Origin of the sequence: Serratia sp. Je.1.23.a (genome assembly GCF_051129805.1) — a bacterium.
Classification (GTDB): Bacteria; Pseudomonadota; Gammaproteobacteria; order Enterobacterales; family Enterobacteriaceae; genus Serratia; species Serratia liquefaciens.
Genome location: NZ_JBCPSR010000001.1, coordinates 409,777 through 434,261 on the forward strand (window position 1 = coordinate 409,777; position 24,485 = coordinate 434,261).

At 56.2% G+C, this 24,485-nt stretch carries 20 protein-coding genes and 1 pseudogene; 20 read left to right on the forward strand and 1 reads right to left on the reverse strand.

Going from position 1 to position 24,485, the window contains the following annotated elements; translation table 11 throughout:
* Nucleotides 1-13 precede the first annotated feature (13 nt).
* The 10 genes and pseudogenes from phrB to nei all read left to right on the forward strand — a co-directional run bounded on the left by phrB (nt 14) and on the right by nei (nt 9,090).
* Entirely contained in the window at nt 14-1,444 is a 1,431-nt protein-coding gene (gene phrB, locus AAZT04_RS02020; RefSeq protein WP_261135030.1) for a deoxyribodipyrimidine photo-lyase, read from the forward strand.
* 22 nt (nt 1,445-1,466) lie between these two features.
* Nucleotides 1,467-2,447, forward strand: a complete 981-nt coding sequence (locus AAZT04_RS02025) for an MBL fold metallo-hydrolase (protein WP_048759467.1) — start codon at nt 1,467-1,469, stop codon at nt 2,445-2,447.
* Between the two features lie 18 nt (nt 2,448-2,465).
* Complete coding sequence (locus AAZT04_RS02030; protein ID WP_048759466.1) at nt 2,466-3,209, forward strand: type 2 GTP cyclohydrolase I; 744 nt, start codon at nt 2,466-2,468, stop codon at nt 3,207-3,209.
* 152 nt (nt 3,210-3,361) lie between these two features.
* Entirely contained in the window at nt 3,362-4,018 is a 657-nt protein-coding gene (pxpB, locus tag AAZT04_RS02035; protein ID WP_020825663.1) for a 5-oxoprolinase subunit PxpB, read from the forward strand.
* A complete protein-coding gene (gene pxpC / locus AAZT04_RS02040; RefSeq protein ID WP_046374265.1) occupies nt 4,012-4,944 on the forward strand; it encodes a 5-oxoprolinase subunit PxpC in 933 nt (310 codons plus the stop codon). The genes pxpB and pxpC overlap by 7 nt, the downstream gene beginning before the upstream one ends.
* Nucleotides 4,934-5,671 carry a 5-oxoprolinase subunit PxpA gene (gene pxpA / locus AAZT04_RS02045; RefSeq protein WP_020825665.1) on the forward strand — a complete coding sequence of 246 codons (738 nt, stop codon included), beginning with the start codon at nt 4,934-4,936 and terminating at the stop codon, nt 5,669-5,671. Before pxpC ends, pxpA begins: the two co-directional genes overlap by 11 nt.
* A 170-nt stretch (nt 5,672-5,841) precedes the next feature.
* Nucleotides 5,842-6,572: pseudogene (locus AAZT04_RS02050) on the forward strand (DUF969 domain-containing protein).
* Nucleotides 6,569-7,588 carry a DUF979 domain-containing protein gene (locus AAZT04_RS02055; protein WP_048759462.1) on the forward strand — a complete coding sequence of 340 codons (1,020 nt, stop codon included), beginning with the start codon at nt 6,569-6,571 and terminating at the stop codon, nt 7,586-7,588. Before AAZT04_RS02050 ends, AAZT04_RS02055 begins: the two are co-directional and overlap by 4 nt.
* 9 nt (nt 7,589-7,597) lie before the next feature.
* A complete protein-coding gene (gene pcp / locus AAZT04_RS02060; RefSeq protein ID WP_020825668.1) occupies nt 7,598-8,242 on the forward strand; it encodes a pyroglutamyl-peptidase I in 645 nt (214 codons plus the stop codon).
* Between the two features lie 56 nt (nt 8,243-8,298).
* Complete coding sequence (gene nei, locus AAZT04_RS02065) at nt 8,299-9,090, forward strand: endonuclease VIII (RefSeq protein ID WP_197820252.1); 792 nt, start codon at nt 8,299-8,301, stop codon at nt 9,088-9,090.
* A 57-nt stretch (nt 9,091-9,147) separates the two neighbouring features.
* On the opposite strand, the gene AAZT04_RS02070 is transcribed toward nei, so the two are convergent.
* Nucleotides 9,148-10,440 carry a citrate synthase gene (locus AAZT04_RS02070; RefSeq protein WP_020825670.1) on the reverse strand — a complete coding sequence of 431 codons (1,293 nt, stop codon included), beginning with the start codon at nt 10,438-10,440 and terminating at the stop codon, nt 9,148-9,150.
* 733 nt (nt 10,441-11,173) lie between these two features.
* On the opposite strand from AAZT04_RS02070, the gene sdhC reads away from it, so the two are divergent.
* The 10 genes from sdhC to cydB all read left to right on the forward strand — a co-directional run bounded on the left by sdhC (nt 11,174) and on the right by cydB (nt 24,483).
* On the forward strand, nt 11,174-11,563 hold the full coding sequence (gene sdhC / locus AAZT04_RS02075; protein WP_020825671.1) for a succinate dehydrogenase cytochrome b556 subunit: 390 nt from the start codon (nt 11,174-11,176) through the stop codon (nt 11,561-11,563).
* Nucleotides 11,557-11,904, forward strand: a complete 348-nt coding sequence (sdhD, locus tag AAZT04_RS02080; RefSeq protein ID WP_020825672.1) for a succinate dehydrogenase membrane anchor subunit — start codon at nt 11,557-11,559, stop codon at nt 11,902-11,904. The genes sdhC and sdhD overlap by 7 nt, the downstream gene beginning before the upstream one ends.
* Nucleotide 11,905: 1 nt before the next feature.
* Nucleotides 11,906-13,672, forward strand: coding sequence for a succinate dehydrogenase flavoprotein subunit (sdhA, locus tag AAZT04_RS02085; RefSeq protein ID WP_020825673.1), 1,767 nt, complete (start codon nt 11,906-11,908; stop codon nt 13,670-13,672).
* A 16-nt stretch (nt 13,673-13,688) separates the two neighbouring features.
* On the forward strand, nt 13,689-14,405 hold the full coding sequence (locus AAZT04_RS02090; protein WP_020825674.1) for a succinate dehydrogenase iron-sulfur subunit: 717 nt from the start codon (nt 13,689-13,691) through the stop codon (nt 14,403-14,405).
* A 261-nt stretch (nt 14,406-14,666) separates the two neighbouring features.
* The gene (sucA, locus tag AAZT04_RS02095; RefSeq protein ID WP_020825675.1) at nt 14,667-17,480 is read left to right on the forward strand and encodes a 2-oxoglutarate dehydrogenase E1 component; all 2,814 of its coding nucleotides are present in this window, start codon (nt 14,667-14,669) and stop codon (nt 17,478-17,480) included.
* 11 nt (nt 17,481-17,491) lie between these two features.
* A complete protein-coding gene (gene odhB, locus AAZT04_RS02100; RefSeq protein ID WP_044548916.1) occupies nt 17,492-18,706 on the forward strand; it encodes a 2-oxoglutarate dehydrogenase complex dihydrolipoyllysine-residue succinyltransferase in 1,215 nt (404 codons plus the stop codon).
* Between the two features lie 240 nt (nt 18,707-18,946).
* Nucleotides 18,947-20,113 (forward strand): ADP-forming succinate--CoA ligase subunit beta, encoded by a 1,167-nt coding sequence (gene sucC / locus AAZT04_RS02105; RefSeq protein ID WP_020825677.1) that lies wholly within the window; start codon nt 18,947-18,949, stop codon nt 20,111-20,113.
* Nucleotides 20,113-20,985: a succinate--CoA ligase subunit alpha gene (gene sucD / locus AAZT04_RS02110; RefSeq protein ID WP_020825678.1), complete on the forward strand. Its 873-nt coding sequence runs from the start codon at nt 20,113-20,115 to the stop codon at nt 20,983-20,985. Before sucC ends, sucD begins: the two co-directional genes overlap by 1 nt.
* Nucleotides 20,986-21,760: 775 nt before the next feature.
* Nucleotides 21,761-23,329: a cytochrome ubiquinol oxidase subunit I gene (gene cydA, locus AAZT04_RS02115; protein WP_020825679.1), complete on the forward strand. Its 1,569-nt coding sequence runs from the start codon at nt 21,761-21,763 to the stop codon at nt 23,327-23,329.
* 14 nt (nt 23,330-23,343) lie between these two features.
* The gene (cydB, locus tag AAZT04_RS02120) at nt 23,344-24,483 is read left to right on the forward strand and encodes a cytochrome d ubiquinol oxidase subunit II (RefSeq protein ID WP_020825680.1); all 1,140 of its coding nucleotides are present in this window, start codon (nt 23,344-23,346) and stop codon (nt 24,481-24,483) included.
* Nucleotides 24,484-24,485 lie beyond the last annotated feature (2 nt).

Genomic DNA, 24,485 nt, shown 5'->3' on the forward strand with positions numbered 1-24,485 from the left:
GACAAGGAGTTTTATGACCACGCATCTGGTCTGGTTGCGTAACGATTTGCGTATCACCGACAACAAAGCCCTGTACGCCGCCTGTAGCGATCCCGAAGCTCGGGTGCTGGCGGTGTTTATCGCCACGCCGCAACAATGGCAGCAGCACCAAATGGCGCCACGTCAGGCGGCGTTTATCCATGCGGGTTTGCTGCAGGTACAGCAGGCCCTTGCCGAGCGCGGCATTCCCCTTAGCTATCACCAATGCGACGACTTCTCAGCTGCAGTGGATTGGCTGGTGGCGTACTGCACACAGGAGCGGGTGGATGCGCTGTTTTACAATCGCCAGTACGAAATCAACGAGCGCCAGCGCGACCAACGGCTGGAACAGCGTTTAGCCGGGCAGGTGATTTGCCAGAGTTTCGACGACAGCCTGCTGCTGCCGCCGGGGAGCGTGCAAACCGGCGGCGGTGAAATGTACAAGGTCTATACGCCTTTTCGTAAAGCCTTTATCCAGCGTCTGACCGAATCCGACATCCGCTCTGTTCCCGCACCTAAACCGCGAGCCGGTGGCGCACTGCCCACCCCTGCGGTACCCGAGGCGTTCGATTATCCACCGGCAGAGCCGACCGGGGATTTTCCAAGCGGGGAAGAGGCGGCTTTGCAGCGATTACGTTCTTTTTGCCGGGAGCAGGTGCAGGACTATCTTCAGCAGCGCGATCTGCCGGCCATTGACGGTACCAGCGGCCTGTCGCCCTATTTGGCGATTGGCGTGTTGTCACCGCGCCAATGCTTTAACCGCCTGCGTGCTGAATGCCCACAGGTGCTGGAAAATCCCGACGGCGGCGCTTTTGGCTGGCTGAATGAACTGATCTGGCGCGAGTTTTATCGGCATTTGATGGTGGCCTATCCTGCGTTATGCAAGCACCGTCCCTTTATCGATTGGACGGATAAGGTACGCTGGCGGAACGACCGTGAGCTGCTGCAGGCCTGGCAGCAGGGCGCCACCGGTTATCCGATCGTTGATGCCGCTATGCGCCAATTGAATAAAACCGGCTGGATGCATAACCGGTTACGCATGATCAGCGCCAGTTTTCTGGTGAAAGACTTATTGATCGACTGGCGCGAAGGTGAGCGCTATTTCATGTCGCAACTGCTGGACGGCGATCTGGCGGCCAACAACGGCGGTTGGCAGTGGGCGGCTTCCACCGGTACCGACGCCGCGCCGTATTTCCGCATCTTTAACCCGACCACTCAGGGCGAACGTTTTGATCCGCAAGGCACTTTTATCCGTAAATGGTTGCCCGAGCTGGCGGATGTACCGGACAATGCTATCCATCAACCCCATCGCTGGGCAGAACAACAGCAGCGCGTGCTGGATTATCCGCTGCCGATTGTCGACCACAAGCAGGCGCGGCTGGAAACGCTGGCGGCCTTTGAGGCGGCGAAGCGCGGGGAATATTAAGGCAACAGCAAGGAGCGAAATAATGATGAAAAAGGTGCTGGCCCTGTGCCTGAGCGGCTATTCAGCCCTGGCGCTGGCCGGTTTTGACGTGGTGGCGCTGGGCGTGGATGGCGGCGTTAGCGACGGCAATCTGACCTCTTATCTGATCCGCAGCGACAACCAACCGCAGTATCTGGCGCTGGATGCCGGCTCGTTGTTACCGGGTATCGCCAAAGGGCTGGAGAAGGGGAGTTTCCCGCAGGTGACCCCTGAACTGGCGGCGCCTTATACTCCGCAGGGTTATGTATTCCGCCAACTGATCGGCGCTTACTTTATCAGCCATGGTCATCTGGACCACGTGGCAGGGTTGATAATCGGTTCGCCGGAGGACAGCAAGAAGAATATCTATGCCCAGGCCGATACCATTCTGACCCTGCGCAATCATTACTTTAACTGGAAGGCCTGGCCCAACTTCACCGATTCCGGCAACGGATCGCGGTTGGGGACTTACCGGCTACAAACCGTGCGTCCGCAGCAGCGTGTGACCCTGGGCGTGACCGGTTTGAGCGGCGTAATGTATCCGCTCAGCCACGATCGGTATCCTTCTTCGATGCTGCTGGTCTCCGATCGCAGCGGCTCTTTCGCCTATTTCGGCGATACCGGCCCGGATGCGCTTGAGCAGTCGCGCAATCTGGACGGCGCCTGGCGCGCGTTGGGGCCGCTCATCGAACAGAAAAAGCTGAAAGGCATGATCATCGAAAGCTCCTATCCCAACGAGGTTGAAGATAAAAATCTCTACGGGCACCTGACGCCGGCATGGTTGTTGAAAGAGTTGAAAAACCTGACCCAGTACAGTGGGGGAGAAGGATCGCTGAAGGATTTCCCGGTGGTGATCAGCCATATCAAACCCAGTCTGAAGCAAGGGCAAGATGTGCGGGCGACCATCAAACAGCAGTTGGAACAGGGCAACGATCTGGGCGTGAAATTTATCCTGATGGAACAGGGCGACCGCCAGACATTTTGAATTGAAGAGAGAATTTTTATGCGTAACCTCGATCTTGAAAAGTTGATCAACACCGAACTGAATACCGTCGCGTTTCAGGATTACGGCCCTAATGGGTTGCAGGTGGAAGGGCGGCCCCATGTGCAGCGTATCGTTACCGGCGTTACCGCCTGTCAGGCGCTGCTGGATGCGGCGGTGGAACACCAGGCCGACGCCGTTGTGGTACATCACGGCTACTTCTGGAAAAACGAGGCGCCCTCGGTACGGGGCATGAAGCGCAATCGGCTGAAAACGCTGTTGAGCAATGATATCAACCTGTACGCTTATCACCTGCCGCTGGACGCGCATCCGGTGTTGGGCAACAACGCGCAGCTGGCGCATCAACTTGGCATTCGGGTGATTGGCGAAGTGGAACCGCTGGTGCCGCACGGGGAATTCGAGCAGCCGCTGACCGGCGTTGAACTGCAGCAACGTATTGAGAGCCGCCTCGGACGGGCCGTTCTGCACTGTGGTGATAACGCCCCGGCGCATATCCGCCGTGTGGCCTGGTGCACCGGTGGCGGTCAGGGCTTTATCGACAGCGCCGCGCGATTTGGCGTCGATGCTTTCATTACCGGAGAGGTTTCTGAGCAAACCATTCACAGCGCGCGTGAAATGGGCATTCACTTTTTTGCCGCCGGGCATCATGCCACTGAACGCGGCGGCGTCAAGGCGCTCGGTGAATGGCTGGCCGAGCAGCATGGTTTTGATGTGACCTTTATCGATATCCCGAATCCCGCCTGATTTCCCTCCGAGGATCCAGCCCGGTTTATACCGAGGCTGAATCCTTTTAATAGCCTAATCCCTTATTTTCTCGAAGGTTGTTCTATTGACAGCCGGAGCGCTGTCGCGCATAACTGATGTGTTTTCATCGCGATAATAATAAGGAGAAAAGGGTGCAACGAGCACGATGTTACCTGTTAGGTGAACGCGCGGTAGTGCTTGAACTGTCGCCGCCGGTGACGCTGCCAAGCCAGCAGCGGATTTGGGCGCTGGCCGAAAAGCTGAATCATCATCCCGACGTGCGCGAAGTGGTGCCCGGCATGAACAACCTTACGCTGTTGCTGAAGACGCCGCAGGCCGACGCCGAAATGATGTTAGCGCTGTTGCAACAGGGATGGGACAGCGAGGAGATCCTGGTGCCGGAATCACGTCAGGTGGATATTCCGGTGATCTACGGCGGCCAGGACGGGCCCGATCTGGATGAGGTAGCGCGCCACACCGGCATGACTCCGCAGCAGGTGGTGGAGTGCCACTCCTCTGCGGATTACGTAGTCTATTTCCTTGGTTTTCAACCTGGTTTCTCCTACATGGGCGGCATGCCGGACAAGTTGGCAACGCCGCGCCGTGCCGAACCGCGCCTGTCGGTGGCGGCTGGCTCCGTGGGTATCGGTGGCAGTCAGACCGGTATTTATCCGCTGGTGACCCCCGGCGGCTGGCAGTTAATCGGCCGTACACCTCTGGCGTTGTTTAATCCCTATGAAATGCCGCCGACCCTGCTGCGCCCTGGCGACAGCGTGCGGTTTGTGCCACAGAAGGAGGGCGTATGCTGAAGATCCTGCGTGCGGGCATTTACACCACGGTGCAGGATTTGGGCCGTAACGGTTTCCGTCGTCTGGGCGTCAGCCAGGGCGGCGCGCTCGACGAACCCGCGTTGAGGATCGCCAACCTGCTGGTGGGTAACGATACGAATGCCGCCGGGCTGGAAATCACCCTCGGGCAATTTAGCGCCGAATTTACCCGGCCAGGCTGGATCGCGCTGACCGGCGCCGGTTGTGATGCGCAACTGGACGGCAAGCCGCTGTGGACCGGCTGGCGTTATCAGGTCAATGCGGGCCAACAGCTGATGTTGAAAATGCCAAAACGTGGCATGCGCAGTTATCTGGCGATAGACGGTGGCATCGCGGTGCCGGAAATACTCGGCTCACGCAGCACCGACAACAAAGCCGCTTTTGGCGGGCTGGAAGGACGTAACCTGCGAGATGGCGACTGCCTGCCGTTGGGAGCGGGGCGCGAATTGCAAAAGCAAAGCACCGGCGTGAAACAACTGTTGTTCAACAACCGTATCCGGGCCTTGCCGGGGCCGGAATATGACGAATTCAGCGAAGAGGCAAAAGAGTCTTTCTGGCGTACTGCCTGGCAACTGAGCCCGCAGAGCAACCGCATGGGCTACCGCTTGCACGGCAGCAGCGCGCTGAACCGTACCACTGAACGCGAAATGTTGTCGCATGGCCTGTTGCCGGGCGTGGTGCAGGTGCCGCATAACGGTCAGCCTATCGTGTTGATGGCCGATGCTCAAACTACCGGTGGTTACCCGCGCATTGCCTGCGTGATCGAAGCCGATCTCTATCATTTGGCGCAAATCCGTCTGGGCGAAGCTATCCACTTTGTACCCTGTACCCTGGCCCAGGCGCAGCGCGCCAAGGCCGAACAGGAGCACTTTATCCAACAGATTGCCTGGGGGTTAGATGAACGTTGATTTGAATGCCGATCTGGGTGAGGGCTGCGCTAACGATCAGGCGCTGCTGCAATTGGTCAGTTCGGCCAATATCGCCTGCGGTTTTCACGCCGGAGATGCGCAAACCATGCGCCAGTCGGTGCGTTGGGCGCTGCAGTACGGCGTGGCGATTGGCGCGCATCCGAGTTTTCCCGATCGCGAGAACTTTGGTCGTACCCGCATGCAGTTGCCGCCGGAAACGGTGTATGCGCAGGTGGTGTATCAACTCGGTGCGCTGGCGGCGATCGCCCGTGCAGAAGGCGGGGTAATGGTGCACGTGAAGCCGCACGGCATGTTGTACAACCAGGCGGCCGTGGAGCCGGCGCTGGCGGAAGCCATTGCCCGCGCGGTTAAAGCAGTCGATCCGGCTTTGCGCCTGGTGGGGCTGGCGGGCAGCGAACTGATCCGCGCCGGTGAAAAGCAAGGTTTGGCGACGCGACAAGAGGTCTTTGCCGATCGCGGTTATCAGGCCGATGGCACGCTGGTACCACGGGGCCAGCCAGGGGCTTTGATTACCAGCGACGAACTGGCGCTGGCGCAAACGCTGGAAATGGTACGCCACCATCGGGTTCGCACTCTGGACGGCACCTGGGCCGCCGTTCGGGCCGAAACCGTCTGCCTGCATGGCGACGGTGAACATGCGCTGGAATACGCGCGCACGCTGCGCCAACGTTTTGCCGTGGAAGGCATTAACGTCAGCGCAGAATAAAAATAATTAAACATACACAACACACAACACAATAATACCCAATGGATTTCGAGTCACCGCCAGGCAGCAAGGGGGTAAATCTCCAGGAGCTTACGTGAGTAAGTGACTGGCGTTTGCCCATGCAGCTAACAACGCTGTGGCTTGAAAGACGAGGGGAAAAGGAAGGCGCTATGGAACAGGTTGTTAACTTATGGCCACTGATTGGCATTGCCGCCATCGTGGTCGGGTTTGTTTTACGCTTTAACCCCGTGCTGGTGGTGATTGTCGCCGGCATTATCACCGGGCTGGCGGCATTGATGCCGCTGGATGTGATCCTGGAAAAACTCGGTGAGGGCTTCTTGAATACCCGTAACCTGCCGCTGATCCTGCTGCTGCCGTTGGCGGTGATCGGTTTGCTGGAACGCCATGGTTTGAAAGAGCGTGCACAGGCATGGATCGCCAAAATCAAAAGCGCCACCGCTGGACGTTTGTTGATCGTCTATCTGTTCGTGCGTGAAATTACTGCCGCCATGGGGCTGACCAGCCTGGGCGGGCACCCACAAATGGTGCGTCCGCTGTTAGCACCCATGGCGGAAGGGGCTGCGGAAAACCGTTACGGTGAGCTGCCGGAGCGTACGCGTCACCGCCTGCGTGCCATGTCTGCCGCGACGGATAACGTCGGGTTATTCTTTGGCGAAGACATTTTTGTGGCCTTCGGCGCGATCATCTTCATGCATAACTTTATGCTCGAATCCGGCGGTATCCAGACCGAGCCGCTGCATATCGCCTTGTGGGGCATTCCCACCCTATCTTCGCCTTCCTGATCCATGCGTTTCGACTTTACCGGATGGATAAGCAGCTCAGCGCTGAATTGTCGCAGCTTAATCAGGCGGCACTGCAGGCCAAAGGAGATGCCCAATGACTTTCCAACAACAATATCTCTATTGGCTGGCCGGCGTGGTGCTGCTGATTGTCGCCGTGATGTCGTTCCGCGATCGCGCCAACCCGCGGCGTATTACCACCGGTTTGTTCTGGGCGTTGTACGGTGTGGTGTTCCTGGTTGGCGACTGGACCTATAGCCTGTTGGGCGACGTGCTGGGGGAGGGCAGCAACGAAAAACGCATGCTGCATATTATCGTCGGCGTGGTGGTCGTGGTGATGGCGTTGATCGCCGGCTTTGGCGGTGTGCGTCTGGGGAGCTATCATCAACGTACCCCACAGCAGCGCGAAGAGAGCGCGAAACGTCTGGGTAACCGGCTGTTTATTCCGGCACTGGCCATCCCGGTGGTGACGGTGGTTGGCGTGCTGCTGTTCAACAATATTCCGGCATTGCAAACGGCGGTATTCGGCAGTGGTAACCACGCAACCTTGATTACTCTGTTCTCGATGACCGTTGGTTGTTTGCTGGGGTTGGTCATTGCGGTGAAAATGACCCATGAGAAAGCGCTGCAGCCGATTCAGGAAGCGCGCCGCCTGCTGGACTCCATCGGTTGGGCGTTTATTTTGCCGCAAATCCTCGCCACGCTGGGCCTGCTGTTTACCACCGCAGGCGTCGGTACTGCCATCTCTCATCTGACTCAAGAGTATCTGGCGGTGGATAACCGCTTCATCGCGGTGGCGGTTTATGCCATCGGTATGGCGCTGTTGACCATGGTGATGGGTAACGCCTTTGCCGCTTTCCCTATCGTCACCGCCGGTATCGGTATCCCCATCCTGGTGCTGCAACACGGTGGTAACCCGGCGGTGATGGCGGCCATCGGCATGTTTTCCGGCTATTGCGGCACGCTGATGACGCCAATGGCTGCTAACTTTAATATTGTACCGGCGGCGTTGCTGGAATTGCCGGACAAGAATGCGGTGATCAAGGCGCAGGTACCGACCGGGGTGCTGCTGCTGCTGGTGAACGTGTTCCTGCTTTATTTCCTGATGTTCCTTTAAGGAGAACGCATGCAAAAGGTATTGATCACGGGCTTTGAGCCCTTTGGCGGCGAGCGCGTTAATCCTTCGTGGGAAGTGGTAAAGCAACTCAATGATATGGAGCTTTCCGGCGCGCGCATTATTGCGCGCCAGCTGCCTTGCGTATTCGGCGCGGCGCTGGAAGCGCTCAATGAGGCGATTGATGACGTGCAGCCAGTGATGGTGTTAGCTATCGGCCAGGCCGGTGGACGGACTGACATTACGCTGGAACGCGTGGCAATCAATATCGACGATGCGCGTATTCCGGATAATCAGGGGCAGCAGCCGATAGACGAGCCTATCGTTGAAAAGGGGCCTGCGGCTTATTTCAGTACCTTGCCCGTCAAGGCTATGGTCGAGGCGATGCGTGAAGCGGGTATCCCTGCTTCGGTATCGCAAACGGCCGGCACCTACGTTTGCAACCATGTGATGTACGGCTTGTTGCACCGTTTGAGCAAACAGCAGGCGATCAAGGGCGGGTTTATTCATATCCCTTATCTACCGGAGCAGGCTGCCGCCCATCCTGGTGCCCCCAGCATGGCGGCAACCACTGTCCTGTTTGCGCTGGAATTGGCCGTTTCCATTGCGCTGCAGGTTGAACACGATTTGAAAGTCGTCGGCGGCGCGACGCATTAATCGCCGTTTTTACCCCGGCGCGGTTTGTCGCGTCGGGGCTACTCAGGAGTGATTCTATGCCGGAAGGACCGGAGATTCGCCGGGCGGCAGATGCATTGGCGGCGGCGGTGATCGACCAGCCGTTGACCGACGTCGGTTTTGCCTTTCCCCAGCTTAAACACTATCGCGACCGGTTAATCGGTGAGCGGATCATTGCTATCGAACCGCGCGGCAAGGCGTTACTGACTCACTTTTCCAATGGGCTGACGCTTTATAGCCATAACCAATTGTATGGCGTGTGGAAGGTGGTGAACGCGGGGGAAACGCCGGAAACCAAACGGGATCTGCGCGTACGGCTGGAAACGGCGGAGCGGGCAATTCTGTTGTACAGCGCGTCAGATATTACCCTGGGGCCACGCGAAGAAATTGAACAGCATCCGTTTTTGCAACGTATCGGCCCCGACGTGCTGGATATGACGCTGACGGAAACCGCGGTAGAACAGCGACTGTTGTCGCCGAGGTTTCGCCGCAGGCAACTGGGTGGCATGTTGCTCGATCAGGCGTTTCTCGCCGGGCTGGGCAATTACCTGCGTGCCGAAATTCTCTGGCAGGCCGAACTGGCACCGCAGCATAAGCCGCAGGATCTGTCACCGGAGGCTTTGCAACGGCTGGCAAAGGCCCTGCTGGCGGTACCGAGGCTGTCTTACCAGACTCGCGGGCAGGTGGATGAGAACCGCCATCACGGCGCGTTATTCAGTTTCAAGGTGTTTCACCGCAGCGGTGAACCCTGTGAACGTTGCGGCGCGATGATCGTCCGTACCTCGTTGTCGTCGCGGCCGTTTTATTGGTGTCCAGGCTGTCAGAAATAGCAAAAAAAAAGCCGCCCATCGGGCGGCTTGTGCTGCTTTATGTAGGGTAAAGCGGCGTTATTTGTTTTTCACCTGGGATTTGAAATCGCGTTCGGCATAGCCGGTGTACAGCTGGCGCGGACGGGCAATCTTGATGCCTTCGTCGTGCATTTCGTTCCAGTGTGCAATCCAGCCGATGGTACGGGCGATGGCGAAGATTACGGTGAACATGGATGAAGGAATACCCATTGCCTTCAGAATGATGCCTGAGTAGAAGTCGACGTTCGGGTACAGCTTCTTCTCGATGAAGTACGGGTCGTTCAGCGCGATGTGTTCCAGCTCCATCGCCACTTCCAGCAGGTTGTCGTCCTTCTTGTTCAGTTCTTTCAGCACTTCGTGACAGGTTTCGCGCATCACGGTGGCGCGTGGGTCGTAGTTCTTGTACACGCGGTGGCCAAAGCCCATCAGGCGGAAGGAGTCGTTCTTGTCCTTGGCGCGCTTGATAAACTCAGGGATGTGCTCAACGGTTTTGATCTCTTCCAGCATTTTCAGCGCGGCTTCGTTGGCGCCGCCGTGTGCCGGCCCCCACAGGGAGGCGATACCGGCCGCGATACAGGCAAACGGGTTAGCGCCTGAAGAACCTGCGGTACGTACGGTAGAAGTGGAAGCGTTCTGCTCGTGGTCTGCGTGCAGGATCAGGATGCGATCCATTGCGCGTTCCAGCACAGGGTTCACCACGTATTCTTCACACGGGGTTGCGAACATCATGTGCAGGAAGTTACCGGCGTAGGACAGGTCATTACGTGGATAAACGAACGGCTGGCCCAGGGAATATTTGTAACACATGGCCGCCACGGTAGGCATTTTGGACAGCAGGCGGAACGCGGTGATCTCGCGGTGACGCTCGTTGTTGACGTCCAGCGCATCGTGGTAGAACGCCGCCAGGGCACCGGTCACGCCGCACAGTACTGCCATTGGGTGTGAGTCGCGGCGGAAACCACGGAACAGATGGGTAATCTGGTCGTGGATCATGGTGTGGCGGGTTACGGTCGTTTTAAAGGTTTCGAACTCTTCTGCGGTTGGGGTCTCGCCGTACAGCAGGATGTAGCACACTTCCAGGTAAGAAGACTCTTTCGCCAGCTGTTCAATCGGGAAACCGCGGTGCAGCAGCACGCCTTTGTCACCGTCGATAAAGGTGATTTTTGATTCGCAGGAAGCGGTAGAGGTAAAGCCGGGATCAAACGTGAAATAACCTTTGGAGCCCAGGGCGCGGACATCGAGGACATCGGGGCCCAGTGTCGGGGATAATACGCCCAGTTCGATTGGAGCTTCACCATCATTAATGGTTAGCGTCGCTTTCTTATCAGTCATTTACTGTCTCCTTAGCGCCTTATTTTAAAAACCTCTAACAACTGAAATACCTTAATTCTCCTCAGGTTGCCCGCAAAAAATGGTGCGGACGCTAACTCTGTGAGCGACTGCGCAAATGCGCGGGTAGGGTACAGAGTGCTAACCAGGCGAACGAGGCGGGTGACCAGTTGTTAACGATTCATCGGAATTCGTTATATTCTGTTAATCTTACCTACGACGTGTTCGGGGGTTGTTGAACCTATCCCAATAAACTGTTTTATATGCCTTATTTTGTTTAATCTGCGGCGAACTGCTGCAAACATGTCCGGCAAAAACCGCCATTGGGATAGGTTCTGCCAAATACACTGTTGCATATCTTGAACACAGGGGGAAGTGTATCTGCTGACCTATAGCGCATCATAGGACCGTTTGTGCCCCTATATGTAATGGAATTGTTGATCTCTTGTCAAATCAGATAATTAATTTTGTGCCAATTGTGAAATTCGTGATCTAAATCACTGTTCGGGGGAAATGTTACCAAAGGGATTGTATGGGAATTGTAATCAGAATGTGATCCTCCTATACTGCCGCCAGGTCTCCGGGATACCCTGAAGTAGGAGCACCCAGCGTTATAACTACGCGCCGTTTAAGCACAGAGGATGTTGTTGTTTGAGCGCGTGACGTGTGAGGGTTTTGGCTCTTAACGCTGTCTGATCCCCGCCCAGGCCGGAGGAAGGAAAATAATAAGAGCTGTGTGGGCAAAAACGTGAAAAAACAAAGACCTGTCAACCTGGATCTGCAAACGATCCGGTTTCCCGTAACTGCGATAGCGTCCATCTTACACCGAGTCTCTGGCGTAATTACCTTCGTTGCCGTGGGTATCCTCCTCTGGCTGCTGGGCCTGTCTCTCTCTTCCCAAGAGGGGTTCATGCAGGCTGCCGCCATCATGAATAGCTTCGTTGTCAAATTCATATTCTGGGGCATCCTCACGGCGCTGGCCTATCACATTTGCGGTGGTATTCGCCACTTGTTAATGGATTTTGGCTATATCGAAGAGAGTTTAGCTGCCGGTACCCGTTCTGCCCAGGTGGCGATCGGTCTGACCGTCGTGCTGTCAGTTCTGGCTGGAGTCCTCGTATGGTAAACAATGTTTCTGCATTAGGACGCAACGGCGTACACGACTGGTTGTTACTGCGTGCTTCCGCTATCGTCATCACCCTGTATGTTCTGTATATCCTGGGCTTCTTCGTTACGGCTCCGGATCTCACCTACGAAATCTGGCGCGGCTTCTTTGCCACCTCTATTACGAAAGTGTTCACTCTGCTGACGCTGCTGTCGATTCTGGTTCACGCCTGGGTCGGTTTGTGGCAGGTATTGACGGATTACGTCAAACCTTTGGCGGTACGTCTGGTGTTGCAACTGGCGATTGTTGTCGTGTTGCTGGTCTATTTACTGTACGGAACAATCGTAGTGTGGGGTGCATAAGATGAAACTGCCGATCAGAGAATTTGATGCTGTAGTTATCGGTGCAGGCGGCGCAGGTATGCGCGCGGCACTGCAAATTTCTCAAGCAGGCTCCAGCTGTGCCCTGCTGTCCAAAGTATTCCCGACCCGTTCCCATACCGTGTCTGCGCAGGGCGGTATCACCGTTGCGCTGGGTAACAACCACGATGATAACTGGGAATGGCATATGTATGACACGGTGAAGGGTTCCGATTATATCGGTGACCAGGACGCCATTGAATATATGTGTAAAACCGGCCCGGAAGCGGTTCTGGAGCTGGAACATATGGGCCTGCCGTTCTCCCGTACGGACGAAGGCCGCATTTATCAGCGTCCGTTCGGCGGCCAGTCACTGAACTTCGGTGGCGCACAGGCGGCACGCACCGCTGCGGCGGCTGACCGTACCGGTCACGCGTTGCTGCACACCCTGTACCAACAGAATTTGAAAAACCACACTACTATCTTCTCCGAGTGGTATGCGCTGGATCTGGTGAAAAACCAGGATGGCGCAGTGGTCGGCACCACGGCTATCTGCATCGAAACCGGTGAAGTGGTTTACTTCAAAGCCAAGGCCACCGTGCTGGCGACCGGCGGTGCGGGCCGTATTTACCAGTCCACCACCAACGCCCATATCAACACCGGCGACGGTGTCGGCATGGCGCTGCGCGCCGGCGTGCCGGTGCAGGACATGGAAATGTGGCAGTTCCACCCGACCGGCATCGCCGGCGCCGGGGTCTTGGTGACCGAAGGTTGCCGTGGCGAAGGCGGTTATCTGCTGAACAAACACGGCGAGCGTTTCATGGAGCGCTATGCGCCGAATGCCAAAGACCTGGCGGGCCGTGACGTCGTAGCCCGTTCTATCATGATTGAAATCCGCGAAGGCCGCGGCTGTGACGGTCCATGGGGCCCACACGTCAAGCTGAAGCTGGATCACCTGGGCAAAGAAGTGCTGGAATCCCGTCTGCCGGGCATTCTGGAACTGTCGCGCACCTTCGCGCACGTCGACCCGGTGAAAGAGCCGATTCCGGTTATCCCAACCTGCCACTACATGATGGGCGGTATTCCGACCAAAGTGACCGGCCAGGCGTTGACCGTGAACGAAAAAGGCGAAGACGTGGTGATCCCGGGTCTGTTCGCCGTGGGCGAAATTGCCTGCGTTTCAGTGCACGGTGCCAACCGTCTGGGCGGCAACTCGTTGCTGGACCTGGTGGTGTTCGGTCGTGCCGCCGGCATGCATTTGCATGAGTCTCTGGCGGAGCAGGGCGAAAGCCGTGATGCCAGCGATTCTGATGTAGAAGCATCGCTGGATCGTCTGAACCGCTGGAACAACACCCGTTCCGGTGAAGATCCGGTCGAAATCCGTAAGGCGCTTCAAGCCTGCATGCAGCACAACTTCTCGGTATTCCGCGAAGGCGATGCAATGGCGAAAGGCCTGGAAGAGCTGAAAGTGATCCGTGAACGTCTGAAGAACGCACGTCTGGACGATACCTCCAGCGAGTTCAACACCCAGCGCATCGAATGCCTGGAGTTGGATAACCTGATGGAGACCGCGTTTTCCACCGCCGTGTCGGCCAACTTCCGTACCGAAAGCCGTGGCGCACACAGCCGCTTCGACTTCCCGGAACGTGATGACGCCAACTGGCTGTGTCACTCGCTGTATCAGCCGCAATCGGAAAGCATGACGCGTCGTGAAGTGAACATGCAACCGAAGCTGCGCCCGGCATTCCCGCCGAAAGTGCGTTCTTACTAATTGCGGAGATCGATTGATGAAACTCGAATTTTCAATTTATCGCTACAATCCGGATGTTGATGACGCTCCGCACATGCAGGATTACAGCCTGGAAGCGGAAGAAGGTCGCGACATGATGTTGCTGGATGCCTTGATCCTGCTGAAAGAAAAAGATCCTAGCCTGTCGTTCCGTCGTTCCTGCCGCGAAGGCGTGTGTGGTTCCGACGGGATCAACATGAACGGTAAAAACGGCCTGGCGTGCATCACCCCGATCTCGTCGCTGCGTAAAGGCAACAACAAGATTGTGATCCGCCCGCTGCCTGGCTTGCCGGTAGTGCGCGATCTGGTGGTGGATATGGGTCAGTTCTACACCCAGTATGAAAAGATCAAACCTTACCTGCAGAACGACGGCAAGAACCCGCCGGCGCGTGAACACCTGCAATCGCCAGAGCAGCGCGCCAAGCTGGACGGACTTTATGAGTGCATTTTATGCGCTTGTTGTTCGACCTCTTGCCCGTCATTCTGGTGGAACCCGGACAAATTCATTGGCCCGGCTGGCCTGCTGGCGGCATACCGCTTCCTGATTGACAGCCGCGACACGGAAACCGAAGAACGTTTAGACGATCTAGACGACGCTTTCAGTGTTTTCCGCTGCCATAGCATTATGAATTGTGTCAGTGTATGTCCTAAAGGCTTGAACCCGACGCGTGCTATCGGTCATATCAAGTCTATGCTGCTGCAACGCGGCGCATAAGCGGAATGAGATGCTGCGCCGGGCAGTTTCCGGCGCACATCACAAAGGAGGGAGCCTCTAAAAACTGACCCGTGGCTGCGGCACTATGCAGCCAGGTTCGCCCGCCGGTTTTTAGAGGTTCCTTGTAAGGGACCGCAAGGTCCATAGCAGAACGTACCGTAAAAGTACGTCGAGTGAACCGTTTCTACGGCAAACCGTATCCATCACGGTAATTATGTTAACCACGGCGAAAACTAAAGCTTCAAAGCTTAAGGGATCATGATGCAGAACGGCGCAATGAAGGCCTGGCTGGATTCCTCCTATCTGGCGGGCGCGAACCAGTCTTACATAGAACAGCTCTATGAAGACTTCTTAACCGATCCGGGCTCCGTTGAAGATAGCTGGCGTTCCATTTTTCAACAGCTACCAACCGCGGGTGTAAAACCCGATCAGCTTCACTCTCAAACGCGTGACTACTTCCGCCGCCTGGCGAAAGACTCCGCGCGTTACAACACCACCATCAACGACCCAGACACCGATGCCAAACAGGTCAAGGTACTGCAGCTGATTAACGCCTTCCGTTTCCGCGGACATCAGCATGCCAACCTCGATCCGCTCGGTCTGTGGCAGCGTGAGCAAGTTCCTGACCTTGAACCCGCCTATCACAACCTGACCGAAGCCGACTTCCAGGAAACCTTCAACGTGGGTTCTTTCGCTATCGGCAAAGAAACCATGAAGCTGGGCGACCTGTATGCCGCGCTGAAGCAGACTTACTGCGGCTCGATCGGTGCGGAATACATGCACATTACCAACACTGAAGAGAAACGCTGGATCCAGCAGCGTATTGAATCGGTGGTGGGGCACGCCAGCTTTACCGATGATGAGAAACGCCGCTTCCTGAACGAACTGACCGCAGCGGAAGGTCTGGAGCGTTACCTCGGTGCCAAATTCCCAGGGGCGAAACGCTTCTCGCTGGAAGGTGGCGATGCGCTGGTACCGATGCTCAAAGAGATGGTGCGTCACGCCGGTAAGAACGGTACGCGCGAAGTGGTATTGGGCATGGCCCACCGCGGCCGTCTGAACGTGTTGATCAACGTACTGGGCAAAAAACCTGCCGATCTGTTCGACGAGTTTGCCGGCAAGCATAAAGAACACCTCGGCACCGGTGACGTTAAATATCACCAGGGCTTCTCCTCCGACGTAGAAACCGAAGGCGGCATGGTTCACCTGGCGCTGGCGTTTAACCCGTCGCACCTGGAGATCGTCAGCCCGGTGGTCATGGGCTCAGTGCGTGCTCGTCGTGACCGTCTGGACGAAGCGCGCAGCAATATGGTACTGCCAATCACCATCCACGGTGACGCCGCCATTACCGGCCAGGGCGTGGTTCAGGAAACCCTGAACATGTCGCAGGCTCGCGGCTACGAAGTGGGCGGCACGGTGCGTATCGTGATCAACAACCAGGTTGGTTTCACTACCTCCAACCCGTTGGATGCGCGTTCTACCGAATATTGTACTGACATCGCCAAGATGGTGCAGTCGCCGATCTTCCACGTAAATGCTGACGATCCGGAAGCGGTGGCCTTTGTGACCCGCCTGGCGTTGGATTTCCGTAACACCTTCAAACGTGACGTGATGATCGATCTGGTCTGCTACCGTCGCCATGGGCATAACGAGGCCGATGAGCCAAGTGCAACCCAGCCGGTGATGTACCAGAAGATCAAAAAACACCCAACGCCGCGCAAGCTTTATGCTGACGTGCTGACCGAACAAAAAGTCGCCAGCCTGGAAGATGCCACGGAAATGGTCAACCTGTATCGTGATGCACTCGACCGCGGCGATTGCGTGGTTGAAGAGTGGCGTCCGATGAACCTGCATAGCTTTACCTGGTCGCCGTACCTTAACCACGAATGGGATGAAGAGTACCCAAGCAAGGTTGAGATGAAGCGCCTGCAGGAACTGGCCCGTCGCATCAGCACCGTGCCGGAAGCGATCGAAATGCAGTCACGCGTAGCGAAAATCTACGCAGACCGCGCAGAGATGGCGGCAGGCAACAAAGCGTTCGACTGGGGCGCGGCGGAAACGCTGGCCTATGCCACCATGGTCGATGAAGGCATCCCGATTCGCCTTTCCGGCGAAGACGCCGGTCGCGGTACCTTCTTCCACCGCCATGCTGTGGTGCACAACCAGAAAAACGGTTCGGTCTACGTTCCGCTGGCCAATGTTCACAGCGGGCAGGGCGAGTTCAAAGTGTGGGACTCCGTACTGTCGGAAGAAGCCGTACTGGCGTTCGAATATGGTTACGCCACCGCAGAACCGCGCACCCTGACCATTTGGGAAGCGCAGTTCGGTGACTTCGCCAACGGCGCTCAGGTGGTGATCGACCAGTTCATCAGCTCCGGCGAGCAGAAATGGGGCCGTATGTGCGGCCTGGTGATGCTGCTGCCGCACGGTTACGAAGGCCAGGGTCCAGAGCACTCCTCTGCGCGTCTGGAACGTTACCTACAGCTGTGTGCTGAGCAGAACATGCAGGTGTGCATCCCGTCCACTCCGGCACAGGTCTACCATATGCTGCGTCGTCAGGCGCTGCGCGGTATGCGCCGTCCGTTGGTGGTGATGTCGCCGAAATCTCTGCTGCGTCACCCGCTGGCAACCTCGTCTCTGGAAGAGCTGGCTAACGGCACCTTCCTGCCGGCTATCGGCGAGATCGACGAGTTGGATCCGAAAGCGGTCAAACGCGTGGTCATGTGCTCCGGTAAGGTCTATTACGATCTGCTGGAACAACGCCGCAAGAACGACCAGAAAGACGTGGCTATCATCCGTATCGAGCAGTTGTACCCGTTCCCGCATCAGGCCGTTCAGGCGGTGCTGGAGAAGTATGCTCACGTGCATGATTTCGTCTGGTGTCAGGAAGAGCCGCTGAACCAGGGCGCCTGGTACTGCAGCCAACACAACTTCCGTGAAGTGGTGCCGTTCGGGGCTTCTTTACGTTACGCAGGACGTCCAGCCTCTGCCTCTCCGGCAGTCGGTTACATGTCCGTACACCAGAAGCAGCAACAGGCTCTGGTTAATGACGCGCTGAATATTGTTAAAGATTAAGGGAAAGCTAAATGAGTAGCGTAGATATTCTGGTACCTGACCTTCCTGAATCGGTTGCGGATGCGACCGTAGCCACCTGGCACAAGAAACCAGGTGACAGCGTCCAGCGTGACGAAGTTCTGGTTGAAATCGAAACTGACAAAGTGGTTCTGGAAGTTCCGGCAAGTGAAGCCGGGATCCTCGATGCGATCGTGGAAGAAGAGGGCGCAACCGTGCTTTCTCGCCAACTGCTAGGCCGCATCCGCCCGGGTGACAGCTCCGGCAAGCCGACCGCCGAGAAGAGCCAGGAGAAAGAAGCCACGCCTGCACAGCGCGCGACTGCCAGCCTGGAAGAAGAGAGCAATGACGCGCTCAGCCCGGCGATCCGCCGCCTGATCGCCGAACACGATCTCGATGCTGCCGCCATCAAAGGCAGCGGCGTGGGTGGCCGTATCACCCGTGAAGACGTGGAAGCGCACCTGGCTAACGGCAAAAAAGCCGACAAACCTGCCGCCGTCGAAGCCGCACCGCAGCCTGCTCTGAGCAGCCGCAGCGAAAAACGCGTGCCGATGACCCGCCTGCGTAAACGCGTGGCCGAGCGCCTGTTGGAAGCGAAGAACAGCACTGCGATGCTGACCACCTTCAACGAAATCAACATGCAGCCGATCATGGATCTGCGCAAGCAGTACGGTGAAGCCTTCGAAAAACGTCACGGTGTACGTCTGGGCTTCATGTCCTTCTACATCAAGGCGGTGGTTGAAGCCCTGAAGCGCTTCCCGGAAGTGAACGCTTCCATCGACGGTACCGACGTGGTGTACCACAACTACTTCGATATCAGCATTGCGGTATCTACTCCACGTGGCCTGGTAACCCCGGTACTGCGTGACGTAGACACCATGAGCATGGCGGACATCGAGAAGAAAATCAAAGAGCTGGCAGTTAAAGGCCGTGACGGCAAATTGACTGTGGAAGAGCTGACCGGCGGTAACTTCACCATTACCAACGGCGGCGTATTCGGTTCGCTGATGTCTACCCCGATCATCAACCCACCGCAGAGCGCCATCCTGGGCATGCACGCCATTAAAGATCGCCCAATGGCGGTTAAAGGCCAGGTTGTGATCCAGCCAATGATGTATCTGGCACTGTCTTACGATCACCGCCTGATCGACGGTAAAGAATCCGTCGGTTACCTGGTGACGGTAAAAGAGATGCTGGAAGATCCGGCTCGTCTGCTGCTGGACGTATAACCCTGATGGGCGCGTATATCTTAAATCATTGAAGTTGCATCGCGGCGGCAACGGAGCGAATCCCCAGGAGCATAGTCAACTATGTGACTGGGGTGAGAGAAGGCAGCCAACAAAGATGCAGCTTTAAGGATGACAGAGATTGCCGCGCCCACACTCTGTGCTATGTGGCCGACGAAAGTCATGCGGTTTTCCGCCAAAATGACTCGGCTAAAACCTTCAGAACTGAATGGATAGAACATCATGAATTTACACGAATATCAGGCAAAACAGCTGTTTGCTCGGTATGGCATGCCGGCACCAACCGGTTACGCCTGTACCACACCGCGTGAAGCGGAAGAAGCCGCATCCAAAATCGGCTCCGGCCCGTGGGTGGTTAAATGTCAGGTTCATGCTGGCGGCCGCGGTAAAGCTGGCGGCGTTAAAGTTGTAAACAGCAAAGAAGATATCCGCGCTTTCGCTGAAGCCTGGCTGGGCAAGCGTCTGGTGACCTACCAGACTGACGCGCTGGGCCAACCGGTTCACCAGATCCTGGTAGAAGCCGCAACCGACATCGATAAAGAACTGTACCTGGGCGCGGTAGTAGACCGTGCCAGCCGTCGTGTGGTGTTCATGGCATCCACCGAGGGTGGCGTTGAGATTGAGAAAGTTGCGGAAGAAACGCCGGAACTGATCCACAAAATGACCATCGACCCACTGGCAGGCCCACAGCCTTACCAGGGCCGTGAACTGGCCTTCAAACTGGGCCTGACCGGCAAGCAAGTTGGCCAGTTCGCCAAGATCTTCATGGGCCTGGCGACCTTGTTCCTGGAGCGCGACCTGGCGATGGTTGAGATTAACCCGCTGGTGGTGACCAAGCAGGGCGATCTGATCTGTCTGGACGGTAAACTGGGCGCTGACGGTAACGCACTGTTCCGTCAACCTGAGCTGCGTGAAATGCGCGACCTGTCTCAGGAAGACGAGCGTGAATCCCGTGCGGCACAGTGGGAGCTGAACTACGTTGCTCTCGACGGCAACATCGGCTGCATGGTTAACGGCGCAGGCCTGGCGATGGGGACCATGGACATCGTTAAGCTGCACGGCGGTGAGCCAGCCAACTTCCTCGACGTAGGCGGTGGTGCAACCAAAGAGCGCGTGACCGAAGCCTTCAAAATCATCCTGTCTGACGACAAGGTGAAAGCGGTATTGGTTAACATTTTCGGTGGTATCGTGCGCTGCGACCTGATCGCTGACGGTATCATTGGCGCCGTAGCCGAAGTGGGCGTTAACGTCCCGGTGGTGGTGCGTCTGGAAGGGAATAACGCCGAACTGGGCGCCAAGAAACTGGCGGACAGCGGTCTGAATATCATTGCTGCGACCAGCCTGACTGATGCGGCTCAGCAAGTTGTTGCGGCAGTGGAGGGTAAATAATGTCCATTTTAATCGATAAGAACACCAAAGTTATCTGTCAGGGTTTCACCGGTAGCCAGGGGACCTTCCACTCCGAACAAGCTATCGCTTACGGCACCAAAATGGTCGGTGGCGTGACGCCGGGCAAAGGCGGCACTCAGCACCTGGGCCTGCCGGTGTTCAACACCGTGCGTGAAGCGGTAGAAGCGACCGGCGCCACGGCGTCCGTTATCTACGTACCGGCACCATTCTGCAAAGACTCCATTCTGGAAGCTATCGATGCAGGCATCAAACTGATCATCACCATTACCGAAGGCATCCCGACGCTGGATATGCTGACCGTCAAGGTGAAGCTGGATGAAGCCGGCGTGCGTATGATTGGCCCGAACTGCCCAGGCGTTATCACCCCGGGCGAGTGCAAAATCGGCATCATGCCAGGCCACATCCACCTGCCAGGCAAAGTGGGCATCGTTTCCCGCTCCGGCACCCTGACCTACGAAGCGGTGAAGCAAACCACCGATACCGGTCTGGGCCAGTCTACCTGTGTAGGCATCGGCGGTGACCCGATACCAGGTTCTAACTTCATCGATATCCTGAAGTTGTTCCAGGAAGATCCGCAAACTGAAGCGATCGTCATGATCGGTGAAATCGGCGGCAGCGCAGAAGAAGAAGCAGCGGCGTACATCAAAGAACATGTGACCAAGCCAGTAGTTGGCTACATCGCGGGTGTTACCGCGCCGAAAGGCAAGCGTATGGGCCATGCCGGCGCCATCATTGCCGGCGGCAAAGGCACTGCGGACGAAAAATTCGCCGCGCTGGAAGCGGCAGGAGTTAAAACCGTGCGCAGCCTGGCTGACATCGGCGAGGCAGTTAAAGCGGTTCTGAACCGCTAATTTAATCTGCGGTAGTCCGTATTCAAGCAGGGTCAGACCAAGTGTCTGGCCCTGTTTTTTTTTGCCTGCGCGAGAGGGAATAGGGCATTGCAGTGGCCGTGGTGAGTGTTAGCGGCATCAATTAAAGGGGGGGGATGGGCGGACGTATTTAAGCGCTGCTTTATCGATAATTATTCTTTTTATTGCCTACAATTATCAGAGTAAAAAAATAAGCTAAGCTTGTCCTATTAGCAGGTTAATAAGCGTTAACATCATTCACACTCGAGACTTCATTTAAATACAGATAACCACTAAATATCACATCTATTTAACACAAAAAGTACCTAGATAGACTACGAAACCATTATGTAACATAACCACAAGATAATTATGAGAAATTGTGAGCTGAATCTGGAAATAAAATTCAGATAGGCTTAAATTGTTCCAGATCAAATTAGGGCTGAGTACCTCTTTGGGCTAAAATTTGACCTGTAACCAAAAGTCTAACCCATATCACGTAAAAACCTATTTATTGTGTGGGATTGGGCGAGTATCATCCATGGTGAATATGGATGGTTGATCTTGTTGCATTTGTTACCCGTTGTCGGTTTTCAGTGGTGTGTTTAGTACACTGGCCAGTACGGCCCGCGTCGAATGCATGGTTGAAAGCGGAGAAGCTGGATCAAATTTTTGTTGTTTTTAAGGGCATTCACTGCGGGGCGTTACCGGTAGCTTCACCCGAAGTCATATCGATAACCGCATGTCGGAGTCTTCCTGCGAGGAGCAAGGAGTCAAGATGTTTGATATTGTCGAACTGTCGCGCTTACAGTTTGCTTTAACGGCGATGTACCACTTCTTATTTGTCCCATTAACGCTAGGCATGGCGTTTTTGCTGGCAATTATGGAAACGGTATATGTACTGTCAGGCAAACAAATCTATAAAGATATGACCAAATTCTGGGGCAAGTTATTTGCAATTAACTTTGCTCTGGGTGTGGCCACCGGTTTGACCATGGAGTTCCAGTTCGGGACCAACTGGTCATATTTCTCACACTACGTCGGTGATATTTTCGGGGCCCCTCTGGCCATCGAAGGTCTGATGGCGTTCTTCCTTGAATCGACGCTGGTCGGCCTGTTCTTCTTCGGCTGGGATCGTCTGGGCAAGGTGCAGCACATGGCCGTAACCTGGCTGGTGGCACTGGGCTCAAACTTCTCCGCGCTGTGGATCCTGGTGGCCAACGGCTGGATGCAGAACCCTATCGCCTCGGACTTTAACTTCGAAACCATGCGTATGGAGATGCTCAGCTTCTCCGAACTGGTGCTCAACCCGGTTGCGCAGGTTAAGTTCGTTCACACCGTAGCTGCCGGCTACACCTGTGGTGCGATGTTCGTACTGGGTATCAGCTCTTACTACCTGTTGAAAGGCCGTGATACTGCCTTTGCCAAACGTTCCTTCGCAATCGCTGCCAGCTTCGGTATGGCTGCCGTACTGTCCGTAATCGTACTGGGTGATGAATCCGGCTACGAAATGGGTGACGTGCAGAAAACCAAACTGGCCGCCATCGAAGCCGAGTGGGACACTCAACCGGCTCCGGCTTCCTTTACCCTGTTCGGTATTCCGAATCAGGATAAAATGGAAAACTCCTACGCGATCCAAATTCCTTATGCGCTCGGCCTGATTGCCACCCGCTCAACGGATACTCAGGTCACCGGCCTGAAAGATCTGATGGCGCAGCATGAAGTGCGTATCCGCAACGGGATGAAAGCCTACCAACTGCTGGAAGAGTTGCGCAGTGGCAATACCGATCCGGCGGTTCGCGCCGAGTTCAATAAAGCCAAGCAAGACTTGGGCTACGGTTTACTGCTGAAGCGCTATACCCAGAACGTCACCGACGCGACGGAAACGCAGATCCAGCAGGCGACCAAAGACTCTATCCCACGCGTAGCACCGCTGTACTTCGCCTTCCGTATCATGGTGGCCTGTGGCGTGCTGATGTTGCTGATTATCGGTCTGTCGTTCTGGAGCGTGCTTCGTGGCCGCATTGGCCAGAGAAAGTGGCTACACCGTGCGGCGCTGTATGGCCTGCCGCTGCCGTGGATTGCCATCGAAGCCGGCTGGTTTGTGGCTGAATACGGTCGTCAACCTTGGGCGATTGGTGAGGTGCTGCCGACTGCGGTTGCCAACTCTTCACTGACTGCGGGCGACATTCTGTTCTCGATGGGGCTGATTTGCGGCTTGTACACCCTGTTCCTGGTGGCTGAAATGTACCTGATGTTCAAATTTGCACGTCTGGGTCCAAGCAGCCTGAAAACTGGCCGCTACCACTTTGAACAACCGACTGCCGCCGTGCAGGAAGCGCGCTAAACAGGAGTCCACGTATGTTTGATTATGAAGTACTGCGATTTATCTGGTGGGTCCTGATTGGCGTACTGCTGATCGGTTTCGCCGTCACCGACGGTTTCGACATGGGGGTCGGCATCCTGGTGCGCATTATCGGTAAAACCGATACTGAGCGCCGGGTGATGATCAACTCCATCGCGCCGCACTGGGACGGTAACCAGGTGTGGCTGATCACGGCCGGTGGTGCGCTGTTCGCCGCCTGGCCAATGGTCTATGCGGCGGCGTTCTCCGGTTTCTACGTCGCCATGATCCTGGTGCTGTCCGCCTTGTTCTTCCGCCCGGTCGGTTTTGACTACCGCTCGAAGCTGGAAAGCAGCCGCTGGCGCAACATGTGGGACTGGGGCATCTTCATCGGCAGCTTCGTGCCGGCGGTGGTATTCGGCGTGGCGTTCGGCAACCTGCTGCAGGGCGTGCCGTTCCACATGGACGAATACATGCGTCTGTTCTACACCGGCAACTTCTTCCAACTGCTGAATCCGTTTGGCCTGTTGGCGGGTGTCGTCAGCCTGACCATGCTGGTGACCCAGGGGGCAACCTACCTGCAGATGCGTACTAGCGGTGAGATCCACCTGCGTGCACGTGCCGCGGCGCAGATCTCCACGTTGGTGATGGCGGTGTTCTTCCTGTTGGGCGGCATTTGGCTGGTGAAAGGCATCGATGGTTATGTGATTACCTCGGCGCTGGATACCATGGCGGAGTCTAACCCGATGCGTAAAGAAGTGGCTCATCAGGCCGGTGCCTGGTTGATCAACTTCAACAAGTATCCGCTGCTGTGGGCATTGCCTGCCCTGGGTGTGGTGCTGCCGCTGTTTACGGTGCTGTTCTCCCGCATGTCGAAAGACGCGCTGGCGTTCGTGACTTCGTCACTGACCATTGCCTGCGTGATCTTGACTGCCGGTGTGACCATGTTCCCGTTCGTGATGCCGTCAAGCACCGTGCCTAACATCAGCCTGACCATGTGGGATGCCACCTCCAGTCTGTTGACGTTGGAAGTGATGACCGTTGTCGCGGCGATCTTCGTGCCTATCGTTCTGGGGTACACCAGCTGGTCGTACTACAAAATGTTCGGCCGTCTCGACAAAAACTTCGTCGAGAACAACAAGCATTCGCTGTATTAAGG